This window comes from Streptomyces chattanoogensis, assembly GCF_001294335.1.
Taxonomy (GTDB): domain Bacteria; phylum Actinomycetota; class Actinomycetes; order Streptomycetales; family Streptomycetaceae; genus Streptomyces; species Streptomyces chattanoogensis.
The window spans coordinates 1-22,725 of record NZ_LGKG01000057.1; the positions used below are offsets into that span (position 1 = coordinate 1).

The 22,725-nt window shown below is 73.2% G+C and carries 24 protein-coding genes; 18 read left to right on the forward strand and 6 right to left on the reverse strand.

What is annotated here, in order from left to right:
* The 4 genes from ADL29_RS08285 to ADL29_RS08300 all read left to right on the forward strand — a co-directional run.
* Positions 1-1,012: hypothetical protein (locus tag ADL29_RS08285; protein ID WP_245689235.1), on the forward strand; the 1,012-nt coding region annotated here is incomplete at its 5' end.
* Positions 1,009-2,172: a type VII secretion-associated serine protease mycosin gene (gene mycP, locus ADL29_RS08290; protein ID WP_245689237.1), complete on the forward strand. Its 1,164-nt coding sequence runs from the start codon at positions 1,009-1,011 to the stop codon at positions 2,170-2,172. The genes ADL29_RS08285 and mycP, both read left to right, overlap by 4 nt.
* Before the next feature lie 67 nt (positions 2,173-2,239).
* Positions 2,240-2,971 (forward strand): SseB family protein, encoded by a 732-nt coding sequence (locus ADL29_RS08295; protein WP_053923064.1) that lies wholly within the window; start codon positions 2,240-2,242, stop codon positions 2,969-2,971.
* A gap of 111 nt (positions 2,972-3,082) precedes the next feature.
* The gene (locus ADL29_RS08300; protein WP_053923065.1) at positions 3,083-3,832 is read left to right on the forward strand and encodes an MIP family channel protein; all 750 of its coding nucleotides are present in this window, start codon (positions 3,083-3,085) and stop codon (positions 3,830-3,832) included.
* A gap of 108 nt (positions 3,833-3,940) precedes the next feature.
* On the opposite strand, the gene ADL29_RS08305 is transcribed toward ADL29_RS08300, so the two are convergent.
* The gene (locus ADL29_RS08305) at positions 3,941-4,339 is read right to left on the reverse strand and encodes a DUF1844 domain-containing protein (protein ID WP_046931436.1); all 399 of its coding nucleotides are present in this window, start codon (positions 4,337-4,339) and stop codon (positions 3,941-3,943) included.
* Between the two features lie 334 nt (positions 4,340-4,673).
* Between ADL29_RS08305 and infC the strand changes: the two genes are divergently transcribed.
* From infC to ADL29_RS08350, 9 genes are all read left to right on the forward strand, one after another.
* Complete coding sequence (gene infC / locus ADL29_RS08310; RefSeq protein WP_211274273.1) at positions 4,674-5,387, forward strand: translation initiation factor IF-3; 714 nt, start codon at positions 4,674-4,676, stop codon at positions 5,385-5,387.
* 123 nt (positions 5,388-5,510) lie between these two features.
* Positions 5,511-5,705, forward strand: a complete 195-nt coding sequence (gene rpmI / locus ADL29_RS08315) for a 50S ribosomal protein L35 (RefSeq protein WP_016576627.1) — start codon at positions 5,511-5,513, stop codon at positions 5,703-5,705.
* A 105-nt stretch (positions 5,706-5,810) separates the two neighbouring features.
* Positions 5,811-6,194, forward strand: coding sequence for a 50S ribosomal protein L20 (gene rplT / locus ADL29_RS08320; RefSeq protein WP_046928929.1), 384 nt, complete (start codon positions 5,811-5,813; stop codon positions 6,192-6,194).
* Positions 6,195-6,304: 110 nt separating this feature from the next.
* Positions 6,305-7,159 carry a TrmH family RNA methyltransferase gene (locus ADL29_RS08325; protein ID WP_053923067.1) on the forward strand — a complete coding sequence of 285 codons (855 nt, stop codon included), beginning with the start codon at positions 6,305-6,307 and terminating at the stop codon, positions 7,157-7,159.
* A gap of 82 nt (positions 7,160-7,241) precedes the next feature.
* Complete coding sequence (locus ADL29_RS08330; RefSeq protein ID WP_053923068.1) at positions 7,242-8,381, forward strand: sensor histidine kinase; 1,140 nt, start codon at positions 7,242-7,244, stop codon at positions 8,379-8,381.
* A 155-nt stretch (positions 8,382-8,536) separates the two neighbouring features.
* Complete coding sequence (gene pheS, locus ADL29_RS08335) at positions 8,537-9,661, forward strand: phenylalanine--tRNA ligase subunit alpha (protein WP_053923069.1); 1,125 nt, start codon at positions 8,537-8,539, stop codon at positions 9,659-9,661.
* Positions 9,661-12,213, forward strand: coding sequence for a phenylalanine--tRNA ligase subunit beta (gene pheT, locus ADL29_RS08340; protein ID WP_053923070.1), 2,553 nt, complete (start codon positions 9,661-9,663; stop codon positions 12,211-12,213). Before pheS ends, pheT begins: the two co-directional genes overlap by 1 nt.
* A 258-nt stretch (positions 12,214-12,471) precedes the next feature.
* Complete coding sequence (locus tag ADL29_RS08345; RefSeq protein ID WP_053923071.1) at positions 12,472-12,738, forward strand: hypothetical protein; 267 nt, start codon at positions 12,472-12,474, stop codon at positions 12,736-12,738.
* A gap of 113 nt (positions 12,739-12,851) precedes the next feature.
* Entirely contained in the window at positions 12,852-14,054 is a 1,203-nt protein-coding gene (locus tag ADL29_RS08350; RefSeq protein WP_053923072.1) for a PP2C family protein-serine/threonine phosphatase, read from the forward strand.
* A 141-nt stretch (positions 14,055-14,195) separates the two neighbouring features.
* On the opposite strand, the gene ADL29_RS08355 is transcribed toward ADL29_RS08350, so the two are convergent.
* Positions 14,196-15,065, reverse strand: a complete 870-nt coding sequence (locus tag ADL29_RS08355) for a 3-hydroxybutyryl-CoA dehydrogenase (RefSeq protein ID WP_211274274.1) — start codon at positions 15,063-15,065, stop codon at positions 14,196-14,198.
* A gap of 183 nt (positions 15,066-15,248) precedes the next feature.
* Here ADL29_RS08355 and ADL29_RS08360 point away from each other — a divergent pair, with 183 nt between their 5' ends.
* Positions 15,249-16,478, forward strand: a complete 1,230-nt coding sequence (locus ADL29_RS08360; RefSeq protein ID WP_053923073.1) for a glycoside hydrolase family 10-like protein — start codon at positions 15,249-15,251, stop codon at positions 16,476-16,478.
* Between the two features lie 46 nt (positions 16,479-16,524).
* Here ADL29_RS08360 and ADL29_RS08365 read toward each other — a convergent pair whose 3' ends face one another.
* A complete protein-coding gene (locus tag ADL29_RS08365) occupies positions 16,525-16,731 on the reverse strand; it encodes a DUF1918 domain-containing protein (RefSeq protein ID WP_053923074.1) in 207 nt (68 codons plus the stop codon).
* Between the two features lie 191 nt (positions 16,732-16,922).
* Complete coding sequence (locus ADL29_RS08370) at positions 16,923-17,900, reverse strand: DMT family transporter (RefSeq protein WP_053923075.1); 978 nt, start codon at positions 17,898-17,900, stop codon at positions 16,923-16,925.
* On the opposite strand from ADL29_RS08370, the gene ADL29_RS08375 reads away from it, so the two are divergent.
* The 4 genes from ADL29_RS08375 (at position 17,899) to ADL29_RS08390 (ending at position 21,345) form a co-directional block, all read left to right on the forward strand.
* Positions 17,899-19,359, forward strand: a complete 1,461-nt coding sequence (locus ADL29_RS08375) for an aminotransferase-like domain-containing protein (protein ID WP_053923076.1) — start codon at positions 17,899-17,901, stop codon at positions 19,357-19,359. The genes ADL29_RS08370 and ADL29_RS08375 overlap by 2 nt on opposite strands.
* Before the next feature lie 102 nt (positions 19,360-19,461).
* On the forward strand, positions 19,462-19,923 hold the full coding sequence (locus ADL29_RS08380) for a GNAT family N-acetyltransferase (protein WP_053923077.1): 462 nt from the start codon (positions 19,462-19,464) through the stop codon (positions 19,921-19,923).
* 42 nt (positions 19,924-19,965) lie between these two features.
* Positions 19,966-20,535 carry a histidine phosphatase family protein gene (locus ADL29_RS08385; protein WP_053923078.1) on the forward strand — a complete coding sequence of 190 codons (570 nt, stop codon included), beginning with the start codon at positions 19,966-19,968 and terminating at the stop codon, positions 20,533-20,535.
* Positions 20,536-20,667: 132 nt separating this feature from the next.
* Positions 20,668-21,345: a hypothetical protein gene (locus ADL29_RS08390; RefSeq protein ID WP_053923079.1), complete on the forward strand. Its 678-nt coding sequence runs from the start codon at positions 20,668-20,670 to the stop codon at positions 21,343-21,345.
* Between the two features lie 11 nt (positions 21,346-21,356).
* Here the strand turns inward: ADL29_RS08390 and ADL29_RS08395 are convergent, their stop codons facing one another.
* Both ADL29_RS08395 and ADL29_RS08400 read right to left on the reverse strand, forming a co-directional pair.
* Positions 21,357-21,830 (reverse strand): YybH family protein, encoded by a 474-nt coding sequence (locus ADL29_RS08395; protein WP_053923080.1) that lies wholly within the window; start codon positions 21,828-21,830, stop codon positions 21,357-21,359.
* Between the two features lie 124 nt (positions 21,831-21,954).
* Positions 21,955-22,707 (reverse strand): helix-turn-helix transcriptional regulator, encoded by a 753-nt coding sequence (locus ADL29_RS08400; RefSeq protein ID WP_053923081.1) that lies wholly within the window; start codon positions 22,705-22,707, stop codon positions 21,955-21,957.
* Positions 22,708-22,725 lie beyond the last annotated feature (18 nt).

The window sequence follows — 22,725 nt, forward strand, 5'->3', positions numbered from 1 at the left end:
CCCCACAGCCCCGCCCCGCCCGGCGGCGCCCCCACGGCCGGCGGCCCCGCCGCCGCCCAGGCAGCCCGCCTCCTTCCGCGACACCGCCGCCTTCCACCTCGCCAACAGCGAGAAACTCTGGAACGCCGACCGCGGCCGCACGGCCGGCAGCACCCCCGCAGCCCCGCCGACTCCCCGTCCCGCACAGGCAGTCGGCCCGGGGGCCGGACCGTACCCGGGTACCGCCGCCCCCCGCGCCCCCCGGCCGCGCCGCTCCCGACGGCACCGCCTCGCCACCGCCGCCTGCCTCGTCCTCGGCATCGGCCTCCTCGGCGGCGCGGCGGCCGGAAGCTGGCTCACCGGCGGCCCCGACGCACCCCCCACCGCCGCGGACAGCTTCGCCAAGGGCCGCGACGTCTGGCACCGGACGCCCGTCGACACCCTCTTCCCGCGCACCGTCGACGGCCTGGGCGTCGGCCCCGGCGGCTCCGACCGGCGCTGGACCCGGATCGCCGTCGCCCCCGACAGCACCTGCGCCAAGGCCCTCGACCCGGGCCTGGCCACGGCGCTCGCCCCGGCGGGCTGCACCCGCCTGCTGCGCGCCACGTACGTCGACGCCACCCGCTCCAGCGTCATCACCGTCGGCGCGGTGACCACCAAGACCGACGCGAAGGGCATGCTGGCGCTCAACTCCCGCTTCAGCACCAGGAACCTCAGCGCCCGCACCACGATGATGCCGCTGCCGTACGCCCCCAAGGGCACCCCGGCCGCCGGCTTCGGCCCCGCCCAGCGGGCCAGCTGGACCCTCCGGATCCTCACCGACATCCCGGTCGTCGTCTACGCGGTCTCCGGCTTCGCCGACGGCCGCGCCGTCACCGGACCGCAGCCCGCCGAGGCCGCGGTCCGCCCCGGCACCACCACCGCCCCTGCCGAGTCCGGCCTCGGCCACGACGCGAAGGCCCTCGCCGACCGCACCGAGACCGTCTTCCGCAAGGCGGCGGGGATCCCCGGCCAGAACACGGAGGAGCCGTGAGCCGTACGACCCTGCTCCGCGGCGCCGCCACCGCCCTCGCCGCCACCGCCTTGGCCGTCCTGCCGTCCCTCCCCGCACGGGCCGACACCATCCGCGCGCAGGAGTGGGCCCTGCAGGCGATGCACGCCCAGCAGGCCTGGCAGACGACCAAGGGCGCGGGGATCACCGTCGCCGTCCTGGACACCGGCGTGGACGCCACCCAGCCCGACCTCAAGGGCCAGGTGCTCCCGGAGAAGGACCTGGTCGGCTTCGGCGCCGGGCCCGGCGACCAGGCCTGGGCCGACCACGGCACCGGCATGGCCAGCGTCATCGCCGGTCACGGCCATGGTGCCGGCCGCCAGGACGGGGTCCTCGGCATCGCCCCCGAGGCCAGGATCCTCCCCGTCCGCGTGATCCTCGAGGACGGCGATCCCCAGCGCGAACGGGCCCGCACCGAGAAGGCCGGCGCCCTCGCCGACGGCATCCGCTGGGCCGCCGACCACGGCGCCGACGTCATCAACATGTCCCTCGGCGACGACAGCGAGACCGCCCACCCCGAGCCCCGCGAGGACGCCGCCATCCAGTACGCCCTCGGCAAGGGCATCCCCGTGGTCGCCTCCGCGGGCAACGGCGGCGAAAAGGGCGACCATGTCTCCTACCCCGCCGCCTATCCGGGCGTCATCGCGGTCACCGCCATCAACCAGCAGCACGAGCGGGGCGAGTTCTCCACCCGCCACTGGTACGCCACGGTCTGCGCACCCGGCGACGAGATCATCATGTCCAACCCGGACCGCTCCTACTACAACGGCAAGGGCACCAGCCCCGCCGCCGCCCTGGTCTCCGGCACCATCGCCCTGATCCGCGCCGAACACCCCCGCCTGAGCCCCGCCCAGATCAAGCAGCTCCTCGCCGCCACCGCCCAGGACACTCCCCAGGGCGGCCGCAACGACGACTTCGGCGCCGGCCTGGCGGACGCCGCGGCCGCCCTCGAACGCGCCGCCACCCTCGAGCCCGCCCCGCAGAAGCCGGCCCCCGCCGCCTACTCCCGCCGCTACTTCGGCCCGGGCCCCACCCCCGAACCGGACGCCGCGGAGCCCACCGACTGGCTCCCGTGGACGGCGGCCGCCGCCGGCGTCCTCCTGCTGGCCGCCGGCGCCGTCATCCGGCGAAGCCGCCCGTAGGCCCGGTGTCGCGGGGCAACAGCCCCGCGCAGCGGCAACAAAAACCCCAGCCGATACGCTCACCAGCGTGCAGAAAAACATCCCCGACCCAGGCTTCTCGAACGACGACGGCTCCGCAGATCCGGCCCTTGCCGCAGCGCTGGCGGCCTACGACAGCGACCGCACCACAGAGCCCCGGCTGTTGTCGGCCCTGGCCGGCGCACGCGTCCTGGTGCCGGTGGTAGCCGTGCTCGGCGAGGTCGAGACCGGCCCGGACGGGCTCCGGCGCGAGAAGACCAGCGATATGGCCGTCCCCACCCTCACGGCACCCGACGGCCGCCGCGCCCTCCCCGCCTTCACCTCCATGGACACCCTCCAGCGCTGGCGCGCCGATGCCCGCCCGGTGGCCGTGCCGATGCGGCAGGCCCTGCTGGCCGCCGCCCACGAGAAGGCCGACACCGTCGTGGTCGACCTCGCGGGACCGGTCACCTACCAGCTCACCGGCGCCGCCCTGCGGGCCCTGGCCGAGGGCCGCGACACCGCCGACCCGCTGGCCGACCCCGCCGTCACCGACGCCCTGCGCACCCTCCTGGCCGCCGAGCCGGCCGTCCTGGTCGCCCATCTCGTACCGTCCGACGAGACCGACGCGACCCTCGCCGTCGGCCTGGCCCCGGACGCCGCCCCCGCCGAGGCGGTCCAGCGCCTGGCCCGGTCGCTGGCCACCGACGAGGTCCTGCGCGAGCGCCTGGTCCACGGCCTTGACCTGGCACTTCTTCCCCCGGGGGCGGAGCGCGCGAAGGCCCCGCTCTACCGCCGCTGACCGCCCGCGGCACCGCACCGCGCACCCTCTCCAGCAGGCGCACCGGCCCCTCCGGCCTCACTATGAGAAGAGCTCAAGATCGCAGAGCTCAGATCCACGGGAGGAGAGCCCATGGAGACCACGGAGACCCGCACCGTCATAGCCGAATTCCTCGGCACGCTGCTCCTGGTGTTCTTCGCCGTCGGCGCGGCCGTGCTGGCGGGCGAATACATCGGCACCTTCGGCATCTCGCTGGCCTTTGCCTTCACCATGCTGGCGCTGGCCTACGCGTTCGGCCCGATCTCGGGTTGCCACATCAACCCCGCCGTGACGCTCGGCCTGCTGCTGGCCCGCCGGATCACCGTCCGTACGGCGGTCGAGTACTGGATCGCCCAGGTGCTCGGTGCCATCGTCGGCGCCGCCCTGCTCTTCCTGGTCGCCAAACAGGTGCCGGGGCTCAGGACGCACGACGCCTTCGGCACCAACGGCTGGGGCGACCGCTCGGCGGTGCACCTCAACCTGGGCGGCGCGTTCGTCGCCGAGATCGTGATGACGTTCCTGTTCGTCTTCGTGGTGCTCTCGGTCACGCACCGGGTGGCCGTGCTCGGATTCGGCGGTCTGGCGATCGGCTTGGCGCTGGGCACCGTCCACCTCATCGGCATCCCCCTGGACGGCACCTCGGTGAACCCGGCGCGCAGCATCGGCCCGGCCCTGTTCGCGGGCGGCGGCGCCATCACCCAGCTGTGGCTGTTCATCGTCGCCCCGCTGATCGGCGGCGCGCTGGCCGCTGTGGTGCACCAGGTCACCCACCCGCCGCACGAACCGCGGCTGATCGCGGACGAGGCGGAGCCCGGCGAGCCCAAGCCCGGCGAACGGGTCTGAGCCCACGGGAAACGGGTCCGGCCCCACCGGAACGGACGGCGAGCCGGAACGGACAACGAGCCCCGGCCGCAGCGGCCGGGGCTCGTCGGTGCGCGGTGAGTGCAGGCGCTAGCCGTACACCGGCCCGGTGAACTTCTCCCCGGGCCCCTGCCCCGGCTCGTCCGGCACGACCGAGGCCTCCCGGAAGGCCAGCTGCAGCGACTTGAGCCCGTCCCGCAGCGGCGCCGCGTGGTAGGAGCCGATCTCGGTGGCGCTGGCCGTGACCAGCCCCGCCAGCGCGTGGATGAGCTTGCGCGCCTCGTCCAGGTCCTTGTGGGCCTCGCCGCCCTCGGCGAGGCCGAGGTTGACCGCCGCCGAGCTCATCAGATGCACCGCGACCGTGGTGATCACCTCGACCGCCGGCACCTCTGCGATGTCACGGGTCATGTCCTCGAAGTCGGGACCCGGTGCGCCGGGCGCGCCGGCCGCGTCCGCGGGGTCGGGCTGCTGCGGGGTCTGGTCGCTCATGTCCTGGTGCTTCACTTCCTGCTGAGGGGTCCGCTCAAGACTAGGGCCCGCGTCCGCGGACGCCGCGCCCGGGAGTGCCCGTATGCGCGCGGGCCCGTACCGGCCGCACCGGAGGCGGGCACAGGAGTGGGGACTGCCCCTTGACTCGTGTATTCTGGGTTGACGACCGGCCGGACACCCAGGTGACCGGCCCACAAGTGGAGGCTCCGATCTCCCACCCGAACCGACCTCAGGTCGGCGGGTCAATGGTCCGGCTGCGCCCCGCGGAGATTTCGCGGCGGTGCTCCTGGTTCAGTTCCGGAGCCCCGCCTGTGTCCCGTCCGGGGCGTTTTGCATGTACCGGCGCGGTTGGTCACACCGAAACAGACGTTACGCGGCAGTCCGCCAGGCCGTCGCGTGGTGCTACCGAGGAGGATCCATCAGCGCCGAGCCCCGCATCAACGACCGGATTCGCGTCCCTGAGGTGCGACTCGTCGGTCCCAGTGGCGAGCAGGTCGGCATTGTGCCGCTTGCTAAGGCCCTGGAGCTTGCGCAGGAGTACGACCTCGACCTGGTCGAGGTGGCGGCGAACGCCCGTCCGCCGGTCTGCAAGCTCATGGACTACGGAAAGTTCAAGTACGAGTCGGCCATGAAGGCCCGTGAGGCGCGCAAGAACCAGGCGCACACGGTCATCAAGGAGATGAAGCTCCGGCCGAAGATCGACCCGCACGACTACGACACCAAGAAGGGTCACGTCGTCCGGTTCCTCAAGCAGGGTGACAAGGTCAAGATCACGATCATGTTCCGTGGTCGCGAGCAGTCCCGCCCCGAGCTGGGCTTCCGACTGCTGCAGCGGCTCGCGGAGGACGTCCAGGAGCTCGGCTTCATCGAGTCGAACCCCAAGCAGGACGGCCGGAACATGATCATGGTCCTCGGTCCGCACAAGAAGAAGACCGAGGCGATGGCCGAAGCCCGCGAGGCGCAGGCCGCCCGCAAGGCGGAGCGCCAGGGTGGAGTTCCCGCGGAGCAGTCCGTGGAGGAGCCCGCCGGGGAACCCGCCGAGGCGTGATTCGCGGGCGTGCGCCCCGGATGCATGCCGGGGCACCCGCCCCGGACACAACCGATTACATCTGACGCTCCCGCGGGCCGGTCCGTGCCGGTGGGGGCGCCACTGACGAGGAGAGTACGGCGCATGCCGAAGAACAAGACGCACAGCGGTGCCAGCAAGCGGTTCAAGGTCACTGGCTCCGGCAAGGTGCTGCGCGAGCGCGCAGGCAAGCGCCACCTGCTCGAGCACAAGTCGTCCCGCGTGACGCGTCGCCTCACCGGCAACGCCGAGATGGCCCCGGGCGACGCCGCGAAGATCAAGAAGCTTCTCGGCAAGTGAGTCCGGGCGCTCCGCCGACGGCCGGAGCGCGCAGGACCAGGACCGGGACCCAATCGAACCGGGCCGCGTGACGACAACCGCGGCCCCGCTACAAGGAGTTAACAAGTGGCACGCGTCAAGCGGGCAGTCAACGCCCACAAGAAGCGCCGGGCGATCCTCGAGCAGGCCAGCGGTTACCGCGGCCAGCGCTCGCGCCTGTACCGCAAGGCGAAGGAGCAGGTCACCCACTCTTTCGTCTACAACTACAACGACCGCAAGAAGCGCAAGGGCGACTTCCGTCAGCTGTGGATCCAGCGCATCAACGCCGCTGCCCGCGCCAACGGCATGACCTACAACCGCTTCATCCAGGGTCTCAAGGCCGCCAACATCGAGGTGGACCGCAAGATCCTGGCCGACCTCGCGGTCACGGACGCCAACGCGTTCGCCGCGCTCGTCGAGGCCGCCCAGAAGGCGCTGCCGAGCGACGTCAACGCCCCGAAGGCTGCCTGAACCCCAGCCTGACGACGTGATACGGACCCGCAGGCCCCGGCCTGCGGGTCCGTAGCTTTTCCGGACCGCGGTCCACCACGCACCGAAACAACAGAAGCGAGCCGCCGCCCATGGGCACCCCCGAGCTGATCTCCCCGCGTTCCCCGCGTGTCTCCGCCGCCCGGCGGCTGGCCCGCCGCGCCTTCCGCGGCAAGGAGCGCCGGTTCATCGCCGAGGGGCCGCAGGCCGTACGGGAAGCCATCGCGCACCGCACGGACGGGACGCCCACGCTCATCGAGCTGTTCGCCACCGTCGAGGCCGCCGAGCGGCACGCCGAGATCGTCGAGGCGGCCCGCGCGGCCGGCGTCCGGGTGCACTTCGCCGACGACCGGACCGTCGCCGAGATCTCCCAGACCGTCACCCCGCAGGGCCTGCTCGGCGTCTGCCGGTTCCTCGACTCGCCGTTCGAGGACATCCTCGCCGCCCGCCCGCAGCTGGTCGCGGTGCTCGCCCACGTCCGTGACCCCGGCAACGCCGGTACGGTGCTGCGCTGCGCGGACGCCGCGGGCGCCGACGCCGTGGTGCTGACCGACGCCTCCGTGGACCTGTACAACCCCAAGTCCGTCCGGGCCTCGGTCGGTTCGCTCTTCCATCTCCCGGTCGCGGTCGGGGTGCCCATCGAGCGGGTGGTGGACGGGCTCAAGGGTGCCGGGGTGCGGATCCTGGCCGCCGACGGCGCGGGCGACCGGGACCTGGACGGGGAGCTGGACGCCGGTTCCATGGGCGGCCCCACCGCGTGGGTCTTCGGCAACGAGGCCTGGGGCCTTCCGGAGGAGACCCGGGCTCTGGCGGACGCCGTCGTACGGGTCCCCATCCACGGCAGGGCCGAGAGCCTCAACCTCGCCACGGCCGCCGCGGTCTGCCTCTACGCCTCCGCCCGCGCCCAGCGCGCGGCGGGCGGATGCCGCGCCGCATCACCCGCCTGAGGGGTCTGGGGCGGATCTCCTGGCACAGCGGACCCGAGCTAGTAGTGTGGCGTGCTCGGGGGCCCGGAAGGGGGTAACGGGGATGAGTGTGAGGACTTCCGGCATCACCGTCACAGCTGACAGCGCACCGTCGCCCGCCGCCGACGGCCGGCCAGTGGGCGCCGGCCTCGATCCCGACGACCTGCCCGACGGCCTCGTGGTCGCCGACGCAACCGGCCGGGTGACCGCCTTCAACGCCGCGGCCGCCCGGATCACCGGCATCGCCCCCCGGGACGCCCTCGGCCGCCCCCTGGAAGACGCCCTGCCGCTGCAGGACCTCGAGGGCCGAGCCTGGTGGCAGCTCACCGCCCCGTACGGCGGGCTCGCCATCCGCCGCGGCCAGCCCGAGCGCAATCTGCTGCTCGGCGGCCGTGAGGTGCTGGTCTCCGCCCGTTACGTCCGCAGCCGCCCCACCGGCCCCGTGGAGCGGCTGGTGATCGCACTGCGCGGCACCGAGGCCCGGCGGCGTACGGAGCTCAGCCATGCCGAGCTGATCGCCACCGTCGCCCATGAACTGCGCTCGCCGCTGACCTCCGTCAAGGGCTTCACCGCCACCCTCCTCCAGAAGTGGGAACGCTTCACCGACGACCAGAAGCGGCTGATGCTGGAGACGGTGGACGCCGACGCCAACCGTGTCACCCGGCTGATCGCCGAGCTGCTGGACATCTCCCGGATCGACTCGGGGCGGCTGGAGGTGCGCCGCCAGCGGGTCGACATGATCGCCGCGGTGCGCCGGCACGTACAGGCGCAGACCACCGCCGGCCAGCGGCCCGACCGCTTTCTGATCCGGATGCTGGAGCCGCTGCCCGATCTGTGGGCGGACCCGGACAAGGTGGACCAGGTGCTGGGCAACCTGCTGGAAAATGCGGTGCGGCACGGCGAGGGAACGGTCACCATTGAGGTCGGTCCGGCAACGGACATGACCGGCACAGAGGCGACCAGCGCAGAGGGGACGACCGTCACCGTGAGCGACGAGGGCCCCGGCATCCCCGAGGAGTCGATGAGCCGCGTCTTCACCCGCTTCTGGCGGGGCAGCAAGCGCGGCGGCACGGGCCTGGGCCTCTATATCGTCAAGGGCATCGTCGAGGCGCACGGCGGGGCGATCACGGTCGGCCGGGCGCCGGCCGGCGGTGCGCAGTTCCGATTTAGCCTGCCCGTCGCGGCTCCGGCATTTATGGCCTGAGAGACCTCGCGGCGGGCGCCCCGAAGGGGCTCGGACCTGCCGCGTCGGCCGTCCCCCTTAGACTTGACCTTTGGCACCTTTGGCGCACCAGCATCGCGGGCGAGCCGAGGCGACGCGAGCCAAGCCAAGCCAGTCCACCGGAAGCACGGGAAGAGATGTCCGCACCCAATAAGTCGTACGACCCTGTCGAGGTCGAAGCCCTGAAACCGGAAGAGATCGCCGCCCGGCTGGACGAGGCGCTGGCCGCCGTCGCCGCCGCGGACTCTCTGGAGGCGCTGCGCGAGGTGAAGATCGCCCACACCGGCGACCGCTCGCCGCTCGCCCTCGCCAACCGCGAGATCGGCGCGCTGCCCCCGCACGCCAAGGCGGACGCCGGCAAGCGCGTGGGCCAGGCCCGCGGCCGGGTCAACCAGGCGCTCAAGGCCCGCCAGGAGGAGCTGGAGGCCGAGCGCGACGCCCGTGTCCTCGTCGAGGAGGCGGTGGATGTCACGCTGCCCTACGACCGCACCCCGGCCGGCGCCCGGCACCCGCTGACCACCTTCATGGAGCGGGTCGCCGACGTGTTCGTCGCGATGGGCTACGAGGTCGCCGAGGGCCCCGAGGTCGAGGCGGAGTGGTTCAACTTCGACGCCCTGAACTTCCTGCCGGACCACCCGGCGCGCCAGATGCAGGACACCTTCTTCGTCCAGGGCAACGGCAAGAAGGGCGATGAGTCCGGCGTCGTGCTGCGCACGCACACCTCGCCGGTGCAGGCCCGTACGCTCGTCGACCGCGAGCCGCCGGTCTACGTCGTCTGCCCGGGGCGGGTCTACCGCACCGACGAGCTGGACGCGACGCACTCCCCGGTCTTCCACCAGATCGAGCTGCTCGCCGTCGACGAGGGCCTGACCATGGCCGACCTCAAGGGCACCCTCGACCACATGGTCCGGGCGCTGTTCGGCCCGGACATGAAGACCCGGCTGCGGCCGAACTACTTCCCGTTCACCGAGCCGTCCGCCGAGATGGACATGGTCTGCTACGTCTGCCGTGGCGAGTCCGTGGGCAACCCCGACCGGCCCTGCCGCACCTGCTCCAGCGAAGGCTGGATCGAGCTCGGCGGCTGCGGCATGGTCAACCCCAAGGTGCTCATCGCCTGTGGCGTCGACCCCGAGAAGTACAGCGGGTTCGCGTTCGGGTTCGGCATCGACCGGATGCTGATGTTCCGGCACAACGTGGAAGACATGCGTGACATGTTCGAAGGCGACGTCCGGTTCACCCGGCCGTTCGGGATGGAGATCTGATGCGGGTCCCGCTTTCTTGGCTGCGGGAGTACGTCGACCTGCCGGCGACGGAGACCGGCCGTGACGTACAGGCCAAGCTGATTGCCGTCGGCCTCGAGGTCGAGACCGTCGAGCGCCTCGGCGAGGGCCTCAAGGGCCCGCTGGTCGTCGGCCAGGTGCTGACCATCGAGGAGCTGGAGGGCTTCAAGAAGCCGATCCGCTTCTGCACCGTCGACGTCGGCCCTGCGACATCAGCCGCTGACGCGGCGGGCAACGACACGGGCCGCCAGATCCAGGAAATCGTCTGCGGCGCGCGGAACTTCGCGGTCGGCGACAAGGTCGTGGTGGTCCTCCCCGGCGCCGTGCTGCCCGGTGACTTCAAGATCGCCGCGCGCAAGACGTACGGCCGCACGTCACACGGCATGATCTGCTCCGGCGACGAGCTGGGCATGGGCGACGACGGCTCGGGCGGCATCATCGTGCTGCCGCCGGAGACCGCGGTGGGCACCGACGCGATCCAGCTGCTGGAACTCGTCGACGAGGTGCTGGACATCGCCGTCACCCCGGACCGCGGATACTGCCTGTCGCTGCGCGGGGTGGCCCGCGAGGCCGCCACCGCCTACGGGCTGCCGCTGCGCGACCCGGCGCTGCTGGACGTGCCGCCGCCGAACGCCGGCGGCTACCCGGTGAAGGTCCAGGACCCCATCGGCTGCGACCGCTTCACCGCCCGTACGGTGACCGGCCTCAACCCCGAGGCGCGTTCCCCGATCTGGCTGCAGCGACGCCTCCAGAAGGCCGGTATGCGCCCGATCTCGCTGCCCGTCGACATCACCAACTACGTGATGCTCGAGATCGGCCAGCCGCTGCACGCCTACGACCGCGCCACGGTGGACGGTCCGATCGGCGTCCGCCGTGCCACGGCCGGCGAGAAGCTGACCACCCTGGACGGCGCCAAGCGGGTGCTGGACGCCGAGGACCTGGTCATCACCGACAACCGCGGCCCCATCGGCCTCGCGGGTGTCATGGGCGGCGCCAACACCGAGATCGCGGGTGCGGTCGCGGACCCGGAGACCGGTCAGCTGCGCGGCACCACCGACATCGTGGTGGAGGCCGCCCACTTCGACGCGATCGCCATCGCCCGTACCGCCCGCCGGCACAAGCTGTCCTCCGAGGCGGCCAAGCGCTTCGAGCGCGGCGTCGACCCGGAGGCCGCGTCCGCCGCGGCGCAGCGCACCGTCGATCTGCTGGTGGGCCTCGGCGGCGGCACCGCCGAGGACGGCGTCACCGAGATCGTCTCGCCCCGCGGACCGCGCACGATCAGCATCCCCGCCGACCACCCGGACAAGGTCGCCGGTCTCACCTACGGCCGGGAGACCGTCGTCCGCCGCCTCCAGCAGGTCGGCTGCGATGTCTACGGGCAGGACGAGCTGGTCGTCACCGTGCCGTCCTGGCGGCCGGACCTCAGCGACCCGAACGACCTGGCCGAAGAGGTCATCCGGCTGGAGGGCTACGAGAACCTGCCCTCCACGCTGCCGCTGCCGCCGGCCGGCCGTGGCCTGACGGAGCGTCAGCGGCTGCATCGCCGGGTCGGCCGCGCGCTGGCCGGTGCGGGCTATGTCGAGACGCTGAACTACCCCTTCACCGGCTCGCACGTCCTCGACCAGCTCGGCATCGAGCCGGACGACCCGCGCCGCGCGGCGGTCACCCTCCTCAACCCGCTCTCGGACGAGGAGCCCGACCTCCGTACGACGCTGATCCCGGGTCTGCTCAACGCCCTGCGGCGCAACCACGGCCGCGGCACGCACGATCTGGCACTCTTCGAGACCGGACCGGTCTTCCGGGCCACCGGCGACGAGAAGCCGGCCAGCCGTCTGGTCGTCGACCGCCGGCCCAGCGACGACGACATCGCCGCGCTGGACGCCTCCCTGCCGCAGCAGCCGCGGCGCGCCGCCGTGGTGCTCGCCGGGGGCCGTGAGCAGGCCGGCTGGTGGGGCGCGGGACGCCCCGCCATCTGGGCGGACGCCATCGAGGCGGGCCGTATCGTCGCCCGCGAGGCGGGGGTCGAGCTGATCGTCCGTCAGGACCAGCACGCCCCGTTCCACCCGGGCCGCTGCGCGGCGCTGCTCGCCCTGGCCGACGGCGAGGAGATCCTCGTCGGCAACGCCGGTGAGCTGCACCCGCGGGTCATCAAGACCCTGGCCCTGCCGGAGCGCACCTGCGCGATGGAGATCGACCTGGACCGCATCGAGCGGGCCGCCGCCGGACCGCGGCGCGCCCCGAAGGTCTCGGCCTTCCCGGTGGCGACCCAGGACGTGGCGCTGATCGTGGACGACAGCGTCCCGTCGGCGGATGTCGAGTCCGCGCTGCGCGACGGCGCCGGCGAACTCCTCGAATCGCTGCGGCTGTTCGATGTCTTCACCGGTGAGCAGCTGGGCGCGGGCAAGAAGTCCCTCGCCTACGCGCTGCGCTTCCGCGCCGAGGACCGCACGCTGACCGCCGAGGAGGCCTCCGCGGCCCGCGATGCGGCGGTCGCGGCGGCCGTGGAGCGCACGGGAGCGGCGCTGCGCGGCTAGCGAGTGACGGATGAGGGCGCGGACGGCGGTGAGCCGTCCGCGCCCTCACCCCTTTTCGCCGCCGGACGGGGGAGGTCCGGCGGCGTCCATTGTCCTGGGCAGTCACGGAATGGCCGATTCCCCGGTCAACCGGGATGCCGGTCCTTGACCGTGGGGCCGCGCTGAATTTCGATGCATGCGGCAGATGTCATTCCGCTGTTCCGGGGGGTCACAGTGTTCGGGGGAAAGTCCATGCGAAAGCTCGGGGGAAGGCCCGGGGTGAGCAAGACCGTGCGGGTGGTCGTCGCGGGGGCATCGGCGGCGCTCGCCCTCGGCATCACGGCGTCGGCACAGGCCGTACCGGCTGCCGACGCACCGGCCGGACCCGGTGGTCCCGTCGCGTCCGGCTGGGAGTTCTTCGACGACTACTGGACAGATGACGGCTGCCGGGCCGAGGGATCTCACGGAGTGGACCACCATGAGTGGACCGCCTTCCGTTGCCGCCCCGGTACGGGCGACCGGCATCTGTGGGTGCTGCGGCCGTAATTCCGCAGAGCCCTCCGCTCATCACTCCATCGGGTGATATCGCACGCATCGTCACCGAATCGGGCGGGCGACGTCGTGAGAATCGGTGCGGTCGAGCTAGGGGGACCGCCGGCATGTTCCGAGCCTGGGTGAGCGGTGGCGCACATGGGGGCACGGCGCGTGCCCGGAGGGCTTTTCTCCTTGTGCTGCCCGGTGTGTGGGTCCTGGGTGTGGTGGTCTGGGAGCTGTGCCGCCCGACCGGCGGCCAGCTGCTCCAGCTGCTCGCCGCGGCGCCCGCCATCGCCTGCGCAGGCACCGGCCGCCGGCAGTGTGTGCTGCTCGGCGGGCTGTGCGCCCTGCTGGCGCTGCTGCCGTTCGGCGTGGTGGAGCCGGCGGCCGGGCTCGGTGCCCGGGCCACGACCTGCGGGGCGGTTTTCGCGGTGATCTGCGCCAGCTATCTGACGGCCGGCCGGCGCCGGCGCCTGCTGCGGGATCTGGTGCGCAGCAGGGAGGTCGCCGCCGCGGCGCAGCGGGTGCTGCTGCGCCCGCTGCCGTCCCGTATCGACGGAATGGCGCTGGCCGCGGGGCATCTCTCCGCGAGCGAGGGGGCCGTCGTCGGCGGGGATCTCTACGAGGTGGTGGGGACCCGGTACGGCGTACGGGCGGTGATCGGGGACGTCCGCGGGCACGGCCTGGAGGCGATCGGCACCGTCGCGGCGATGCTCGGCAGCTTTCGCGAGGCGGCCTATGACGAGCCCGAACTGGGCGGTGTGCTGCGGCGGCTGGAGCGGACGCACCAGCGGCATCTGCGCGAGCGGGTGCGCGACGGGCAGCCGGCGGGCCCGGTGGCGGAGGAGTTCGTGACGCTCCTGCTGATGGAGATCGCCGAGGACGGCACCGTCACGGCGCTGAACTGCGGGCACCCCTGGCCGTACGCCATCGCCTCCCGGCAGGTCACCCCGCTCGCACCGGCCGAGCCGATGCCGCCCCTGGGGCTCTTCCCGCTGCCCGGCGAGCTTCCCGCGGTGGGGTGCGGGCGGCTGGGGCCCGGCGAGGGGCTGTTTCTGCACACCGACGGCGCGGCCGATACCCGGGACGCCGCGGGGGAGTTCTTTCCCCTGGTGCGGGAGCTGGGCCGGTCCGCCGGGACGGCCGGCCGTTCGCCGGCCGGGGTGGTCGAGGGCGTACGGCAGGCCCTGCTGCGGCATTCCGGCGGGCGGCTGACCGATGACGTGGCACTGCTCATGCTGTGCAACGACCGGCCGCGGGTCCCCGCCCCGGCTCCTGCCCCCACACGCCCCGAGCGGCGGGCGGGCGGTGCCGCGAGGTGCGGGTGAACGCCGGTGCCGCCCACGGGACGGGGTATCCGGGACCGCCCTCGACCGGCCCGAAGCGCGGGCGACGCCGCCGCGACCGCGGCGCCGTTCAAGGGTGAACTCTCCCTTGAACGGCGCCACTTGGCGGCGCCGCCGCACTCGCTAGTACGAGTAGAACCCCGACCCGGACTTCCGCCCCAACCGCCCCGCGTCCACCATCCGCGCGAGCAGCGGCGGAGCGGCGTACAGCGGCTCCTTGTACTCCTCGTACATCGAGGCGGCGACCGAGGCCACGGTGTCCAGGCCGATCAGGTCGGACAGCTTGAGCGGGCCCATCGGGTGGGCGCAGCCCAGCTCCATGCCGTTGTCGATGTCCTCGCGGCTGGCGATGCCCGACTCGAACATCCGGATCGCGGAGAGCAGATACGGGATCAGCAGCGCGTTGACGACGAAGCCGGAGCGGTCCTGGGCGCGGATCGCGTGCTTGCCCAGCACGTTCTCCACCAGCGCCTCGGAGCGCTTGATGGTCTCGTCGGCGGTGGTCAGCGCGGGGATCAGCTCCACCAGCTTCTGCACCGGGGCCGGGTTGAAGAAGTGGATGCCGATGACCTGGTCGGGGCGGGAGGTGGCGACCGCCAGCTTCACCAGGGGGATCGAGGAGGTGTTGGACGCCAGGATCGCGTCCGGACGCGTGACCACCTGGTCGAGGACCTGGAAGATCTCGGTCTTGACCTGCTCGTTCTCCACCACGGCCTCGATGACGAGGTCGCGGTCGGCGAACTCCCCGAGATCGGTGGTGAAATTCAGCCGGCCGAGCGTCGCATCGCGTTCCGCCACGGTCATCTTGCCGCGTTCGGCGGCCTTGGTGAGCGAGTTGGTCAAGCGGGTGCGGCCCAGCTCCAGGGCCTCGCCGGTGGTCTCGGCGACCATCACGTCCAGTCCGGCGCGGGCGCAGACCTCGGCGATGCCGGCGCCCATCTGGCCGCAGCCGACTACTCCGACGCGTGCGATGTCGGTGAAAGTGTCCGTCACCTCGTGCCTTTCGCTGATCTTCAGGACCCTGCGGTACGCCGTAAGGGTCCGACGCCCGCCTCGGCCCCGACGTTACTCCGCGCCGTGCTGTGTTACGGGCGCCGGGGCGGGCATCCTGAGCCCTCAGGAAGGGATGAACCGGATAATTCTCTGCTTTTCACTTGCGGAGTCATGAGAGGGATCATGAGACGGATCACACGACGGGGATTCACGGCGGGCATGCTGGGCGTGGCGTCGTCGCTGCTCGCCGAGGGGGCCGGGACGGCGGACGCGAGCGCGGCGGACGGTGCGCGACGCTCCGGGGTGCGGGGCATGTGGCTGGCCACCGTCGCCAACCTCGACTGGCCCATGAAGCCGGGACAGCCGCCCGCCGAGCAGCAGCGCCAACTGCTGAACCTCTTCGACGCGGCCGTCGAACGCCGCCTGAACACGGTGTTCTTCCAGGTGCGGCCGACCGCCGACGCGCTGTGGCCCTCGCCGCACGAACCCTGGTCGCAGTATCTGACCGGCACCCAGGGCAAGGACCCCGGCTGGGACCCGCTCGGCTTCGCGGTCACCGAGGCACACCGGCGCGATCTCGAACTGCACGCCTGGTTCAACCCGTACCGGGTCGCCCACCACACCGACCCCGGCCGGCTGGTGCCCGGCCATCCCGCGCGCCGGCACCCGGACTGGGTGCTGCCGTACGCCGGCAAGCTCTACTACAACCCCGGCCTGCCCGAGGTCCGCGCCTTCGTCCAGGAGGCGATGCTGGATGCGGTGCGCCGCTATCCCGTCGACGGAGTGCACTTCGACGACTACTTCTATCCGTATCCGGCCGAGGGCCGGCGGTTCGAGGACGACGCGGCCTTCGAGCAGCACGGTGCGGGCTTCGCGGACCTGGCCAGCTGGCGGCGGGACAATGTCGACCGGCTGGTGCGGGAGATGAAGCAGAAGGTCGCCGCCGTGGGGCGGCCGGTGCGGTTCGGCGTCAGCCCGTCGGCCATCTGGCGCAACAAGGACACCGACTCGTCGGGCTCCGACACCCGCGGGCTGCAGGCCTACGACACGCTGTACGCCGATACCCGCCGCTGGGTGCGCGAGGGGTGGGTCGACTACATCGTCCCGCAGGTGTACTGGAACATCGGTTTCCCGGCCGCCGACTACGCCAAGCTCGTGCCGTGGTGGTCGCAGGCCGTCGCCGGCACCGGCGTGGACCTCTACATCGGCGAGGCCCTCTACCGCGCGGGCGACCCGGCGCAGGACGCCCCCTGGCAGGACCCGGCCGAACTCTCCCGCCATCTCGCCTTCGCCCGCGACCATCCGCAGGTCGGCGGGCATGTCTACTTCTCGGCGAGGGATGTGGTCAGGGACCGCGCGGGTGCGCTGGCCCGGGTCGTACAGGACCACTACGGCGGCGCGGTGCGGCCGTAGTGGTCACGGTTGCCCGGCCGGTGACGTCCTGCCGGCCCGTGGTCTCCTACCTGCCGGTGATGTCGGTGGACTTGCCGTGCCGTACGACGGAGTCGGGGCCGGGCGCCATGATCGTCTCGTGCCCTGCGGCGTCCCGGACGCGGTAGGGCGGTTCGCCGTTCGTGCCCAGTACCTCGACGACCTCGACGGTGTGGTCTTCGTGCCCGACCGTTCGGCCGTGCACCACCAGCCGGTCGCCCTTGCTTGCGTGCATCAGAGGTCCTCCCGCTTCGGGGGGCCGTGCGCCCGGCGGGGCCGACAGCGGACTGGCCGGGCGGTGGAACGGCCGACGGATTACCTGATCGCGGGCCGGCTGACGGCCCGGACGGCGGTACATGCCATCGCCGCAAGTTTACGTCCGGACCGGGTCCTCGCACCCGGCAGGCGCCGGCCGGCTTCGGTGCGTCAGCCGCGGGTCCGCTGGGTGACCGCGATACACACCAGGACGGCGACCGCCGCGATGGGCGCGGCCGGCGGCAGCTGCTCGCCGAGCAGCAGGACGGACCACACCAGGGTGAGCAGCGGCTGGGCGAGCTGCAGCTGGCTGGCCCGGGAGACGCCGATCGCGGCCATTCCGCGATACCAGACGACCATGCCCAGGAACGAGGGGCCGAGCCCCAGCCACAGCAGCCCGCCGACCGCGTGCCCGGTAAGCCGCAGCGGCTCGGCGGACAGCGCGAAGGCCGCGCCCGTGGCCGTGACCGGCAGGGCCAGCACCAGCGCCCAGCCGATCACCTGCCAGCCGGGCAGATGACGGGCCAGCCGGCCGCCCTCGGCGTACCCGGCCGCGCACACCAGCAGCGCCGCGAACAGGAACAGATCGCCGGTGTCGGGCGCCCCGCCGCTCTGCTGCACCGCGAAGCCGATGACGATGACGGCGCCGGCCAGCGAGGCGGTCCAGAAGGTGCGCGAGGGCCGCGCCCCGGTCCGTACGGCGGAGTAGGCGGCGGTGGTCAGCGGCAGCAGGCCGACCACGACGGCCGCGTGCGAGGTGGTGGAGGTCTGCAGGGCCAGGGTCGTCAGGAGCGGGAAGCCGAGGACGACACCGCCCGCGACGACCGCGATGCCCGCCCAGTGGCGCCGCTCGGGGACGCGGACCCGCAGGGCGAGCAGCGCGCCGCCGCCGAGCGCGGCCGCGAGCACGCTGCGCAGCATCACCACCGTCCACGGGCGCATGCCCTCGAGGGCCCAGGCCGTGGCGGGGAACGTCAGGGAGAAGGAGGCGACGCCCAGCGCGGCGAGCAGGACGCCGCGGGTCGATGTGGTGGCGCGGGGCGCGGCGGGCCGCTCTCGGGTGGTGGTGCCGGTGGTGACCGTAACGGCAGCGGTGTCGGTGTCGACCGCTATCCCACCCGCTGCAATAGCGCTATCGTTGTCTCTCATGCATGAGCGTAGCAGTGTCGCTGAGCTGGCCGCGAACCTCCGTAGGGAAATGGACCGCTACTCTCCAGGAGAGAAGCTGCCGTCGAGTCGGGCCCTGATCGAGCGGCACCGGGTGAGCCCGGTGACCGTCTCCCGGGCCCTTGCCGAACTCGTCGCCGAGGGGCTCGTCGTCACCCGGCCCGGCGCCGGCGCCTTCCGGGCGGTACCGCGCACCGAGGCGCCGCGCCCCGCCGACACCTCCTGGCAGGAGATCGCCCTGAGCGCCGAAGCGGCCGGCGACCAGGTGCCGCGCAGCGTCGACGCCACCGGCGTCCTGGCCACACTCGCCACACCCGCCCCCGGCGTCATCGAACTCCACGGCGGCTATCTGCACCCGGATCTCCAGCCCCAGCGCGCCCTCGCCGGGGCGCTCGCCCGAGCCGGACGGCGGCCGGGCGCCTGGGCGCGGCCGCCGGTCGAAGGCATCACGGAGCTGCGGACCTGGTTCGCGCGGGAGATCGGCGGTCCCGGCGGCGCGCTCGCCACCAGCGATGTGCTGGTCACCGCCGGCGGCCAGAGCGCGCTGACCACCGCCCTGCGCGCGGTCGCCGCCCCCGGCGCCCCGGTGCTCGTCGAATCCCCGACCTACCCGGGCATGCTCGCCGCCGCCCGCGCCTCGGGACTGCGGCCGGTGCCCGTACCGACGGACACCGACGGCGTCCGCACCGATCTGCTCGCCGACGCCTTCCGGGCCAGCGGCGCCCGGCTGTTCGTGTGCCAGCCGCTGTTCCAGAACCCGACCGGTGCGGTGCTCGCCGCCGAGCGGCGGCGCGAGGTGCTGCGGGTGGCCCGCGCGGCCGGGGCGTTCGTGGTCGAGGACGACTTCGCCCGGCGGCTGATGCACGACGGCGCGCCCGCCCTGCCGCCGACCCTGATGGCCGAGGACCGGGACGGCACCGTCGTCCATGTCTGCTCCCTGACCAAGGCCACCTCGCCCAGCCTGCGGGTGGGCGCCCTGGCCGCCCGCGGCCCGGTCCTCGACCGGCTGCGCGCCATCCAGGTCGTCGACAGCTTCTTCGTCCCCGGACCGCTCCAGGAGGCCGCCGTCGAACTGGTCAACTCGCCGGCCTGGTCCCGGCATCTCCGCCTGATCTCCGGCGAGCTGGCGGCCCGCCGGGACGTCCTGCTCGCCGCGCTGCACCGGTATCTGCCCGCGCTCGCCGGCGACGGCCTGTTCGTACCGCCCGGCGGCTACCATTTCTGGCTGCGCTTCCCGGACGGTACGGACGAGGCCGCGCTGACCGGCGCTGCGCTGCGCGCGGGCGTCGCCATCGCCGGCGGCCGCCCCTACTTCGCCGCCGAACCGCCCGCCCCGTATGCGCGGCTGAGCTTTGTGTCCGCGGCCGGGACCGGGGAGCTCGCGGAAGGGGTGCGCAGGCTGCGCAGGGCGTGTGACGAGCTGGGGGTCCGGGTGGACTGAGGCCCGCGGCGGCCGGTGCGCGGCCGGGCCCCCGGCCGGTCCGGCCCGTTTGATGCGGCAGGCGGTTCGACGCCGCCCCCGCTCTTCTGCGAACCTCCCCGCATGACCGATCATCTGCTCGACGGGCCCGAAGGCTACGAGATCTCCACCGACCCCGCGCGCCTGGACGGCGACCTGGTCCACCACTGGCTGTCCACCGACGCGTACTGGGCCGTGGGCCGCACCCGCGAGCGGCACGACCGCGCCGTCGCCGGTTCGCTCAACTTCGGCCTGTACGAGTCCGGTTCGGGCCGCCAGGCCGCGTACGCCCGTGTGGTGACCGACCACGCCACCTTCGCCTGGCTCTGCGATGTCTATGTCGCCCGCGACGACCGCGGCAAGGGCCTGGGCACCGCCCTGGTGGAGGCCATAGCCGGGCATCTGACGCCCTGCGGCCTGACCCGGATCACGCTCGCCACCCAGGACGCGCACGGGGTGTACGAGAAGATCGGCTTCCGGAGCCTGGTGGCGCCGGAGCAGTGGATGACGCTCGGCCTGATGGACCCCGGCCCCATCGACTTCTGAGCAACCCTGCCGCCCGGCGCCGGGGCCTCTTACCATCGGCGAATGCACGTTCGTCTCAAGCTCCTCGCCGCCGCCCGCAGCTCCGCGCTGCTCGCGACCCGGTTCGGCGACGACCGCCCGCTGGACGCCGCCGGATGGCACGAGGCCGAGCGCGCCGCCCCCGTGCTGTGCCGGCTCGCCGCCGCCGAACTGCGCTACTGCTCGCCGTCGGCGCGCTGCCGGGAGACCGGTGAGCTCCTCGGCCTCACCCCGCTCGCCCAGCCGGCGCTGCGGGACTGCGACATGGGGCGCTGGCACGGCCGCACCCTGGGCGAGGTCACGGCCGCCGAGCCGGGGGCGGTGGACGCCTGGCTCGCCGACCCCCGGTCCGCGCCCCACGGCGGGGAGTCGCTGCTGGCCTTCATCACCCGCATCGGCAACTGGCTCGACACCCGGCCCATCGAACAGGGCGCCGGACTGGTGGCCGTCGCCGAGCCCGGTGTCGTACGCGCCGCCCTCGCCTACGCGCTCCAGGCGCCCCCGCACACATACTGGCGGATAGACGTCCAGCCGCTCTCGGTGACGACGCTGACCGGGTCGGCCGGCAACTGGAGCCTGGCACTGGAGGCGTGAGCCGGGCGGTGCCGGGCGGCGGGAAGCCCGGCACCGCAGGATCCGCCCGGATTCCTCCCGAATCCACCCGGAAAGCCCATCGAAATCTGCCACCGACGTGCGCGCGGCCGTCCGGGACGATTCGCTCGGGGTATGCGCACACATGCCGTCCCCCGCCGCCGCTCCGTCCGCCGTTGCGCCGCCCTGACCGCCGCCGTGGCGGCCTCGCTCGCTCTGGGCAGCGGCGGCGTCGCCACCGCCTCGGACGATACGAAAGCGGTGCTGGTCCAGCCCGATCCGGTGCCGCCCGGCGGTGAGTTCTCCGTCCTCGACGGCGGCAACTGCACCGGCGGGGCCGGTGAGGCCACGTTCGACGGTACGGACATCCCCCGGCTGAAGCTGTCCACGCTGCGCGGTCAGGTCGGCGGCCGGGCCACCGTGCCGCGATCGACCAAGCCGGGTGAGTACACCGTCACCGTCACCTGTGACGGTGACAAGGGGGGCGACCGGGGCGGTGATTTCCAGCTGCAGGGCGACCACCCGCCCGGCCATGGCGAGCACGGCGCGGACGGCCCCGCCCGCCGCACCTTCACCGGAAGTCTGAGGGTCTCCGCCGAGGCCGAGGTCGGCACCGAGACCAACAGCGACGTCGGCCCCGAAGGGGACATGGCCAAGGACCTGGGCGTCCCCAAGGGCGGCGCCCGCACCGGCCTCGGCGGCGGTTCCGGTGTCGGCACCGGTGTCACGGTGCTGGGCGGCGCGCTGCTGGCGGGCGCGATCGGCTGGGGCGTCGCCGCGTACGTCCGGCGTCCCCGGGGCGGCCGGGGCTGAGGCGAGGGCGCCTACGGCTTCAGACCGAGCGCGGCCAGCCCCGTCCCGTCCATCAGGAACGGCACCGACTCATGGACGTGGGTGATCCGCCAGACACCGCCGGTCTTCCGCAGCCCGACGGTCGCCCGGAACCACAGCTCCACCTCGAGGCCGTCCCGTGTGCCGTCCTTCTTCGTGCCGTGCATCCGGTTGATGCTGTGCGCAAAGGCGACCCCGTCGCCCACCGCGACCTCGACCTGGGTCGGCGTCACCTCGACGGGGCCCTCCCACGTCGCGTACCAGGCCTCGACGGCCTCCTGGCCGAGCGCCTCGGGGCCCGTGGACCGGAGCGGGGGAGCGAGGCCGAAGGTCACGATCTCCGGCGCGCAGGGCGCGAGAAACCGCCGGGCGTCCCGCTCCGCGGTCGCCGCCGCACGGTCCGCCAGCAGCTCCCGGATCCGTGCCTCGTCGGCCTTCCGTCCGGTGTCGGTGGTCCGGTCGGTCATGAGATCTCTCCTGTCGCCAGGCGCCGGGGCGCCGCGAATCGGTGTCCGATGGGTAGACGCCGGCCGAAGCGGAAACTCATCGCCGGGCGCGGCGCCCCACCGGGGAGCCGAGGCCGGGGCGCTCCTACGACGCCAGCTGCGCCGTATCCCCCCTGGTCAGCCACGCATTCGCGGCCTCCACCCGGCCGCCGACGCGGAGCTTGGCGTAGGCGTGCTCCAGGTGTTTGTCGACCGTGCGGGGGCTGATCGCCAGGCGGCGGGCGATCTGCTGGTTGGTCAGGCCGTGGGCGAGCAGCGCGAGGACGGCGGACTCGCGGCGGGTGACCTGGCCGGGGGCGGGCGTGGGGGCCGGCGGGGCGAGGCGGTTGAGGACGCGGGTGAGGCGGGTGCGCAGCAGCGCGGCGGCGAAGACGTCGTTGTCGGTGAAGTCGGGGCCGCTGCGGTTGATGGCCAGGCAGATGCTGCGGGGGAGGGCGTCCACGTAGCCGCCGGGGAAGGACATGGCGAGCTGCCGCTCGGCGCCGACGGGCCGGTAGACGTCGGTGTAGGCGGCCAGCGAGTGGAATGCGCGGTTGGTCTGGAGGGTCGAGCGGCGCATGGGGTCGCCGGGGCCGAAGGTGGTGTGGGCGACCAGCGGGTCGGCCGGTGCGTCGCGGGCGAAGGCGTCCCAGGCATCCCCGGAGAGCAGGTCCGCGGGGTGGGTGAGCGGGCGGTGCGCCGGGTCGGGGCGGGGTGTCCACACGATGCTGTCGCCCGGTACGGCGCGGAGCAGTACGGGGAGCAGCGCCGGAACGAGGGTCTCCTCGTCGACGGCGTCGATCAGGAGGTCCACGACGGCGAAGATGCGTCGCAGGCCGACCTCCGCGGCCGCGCTCATGTCTCCAGCGTGGCCAGC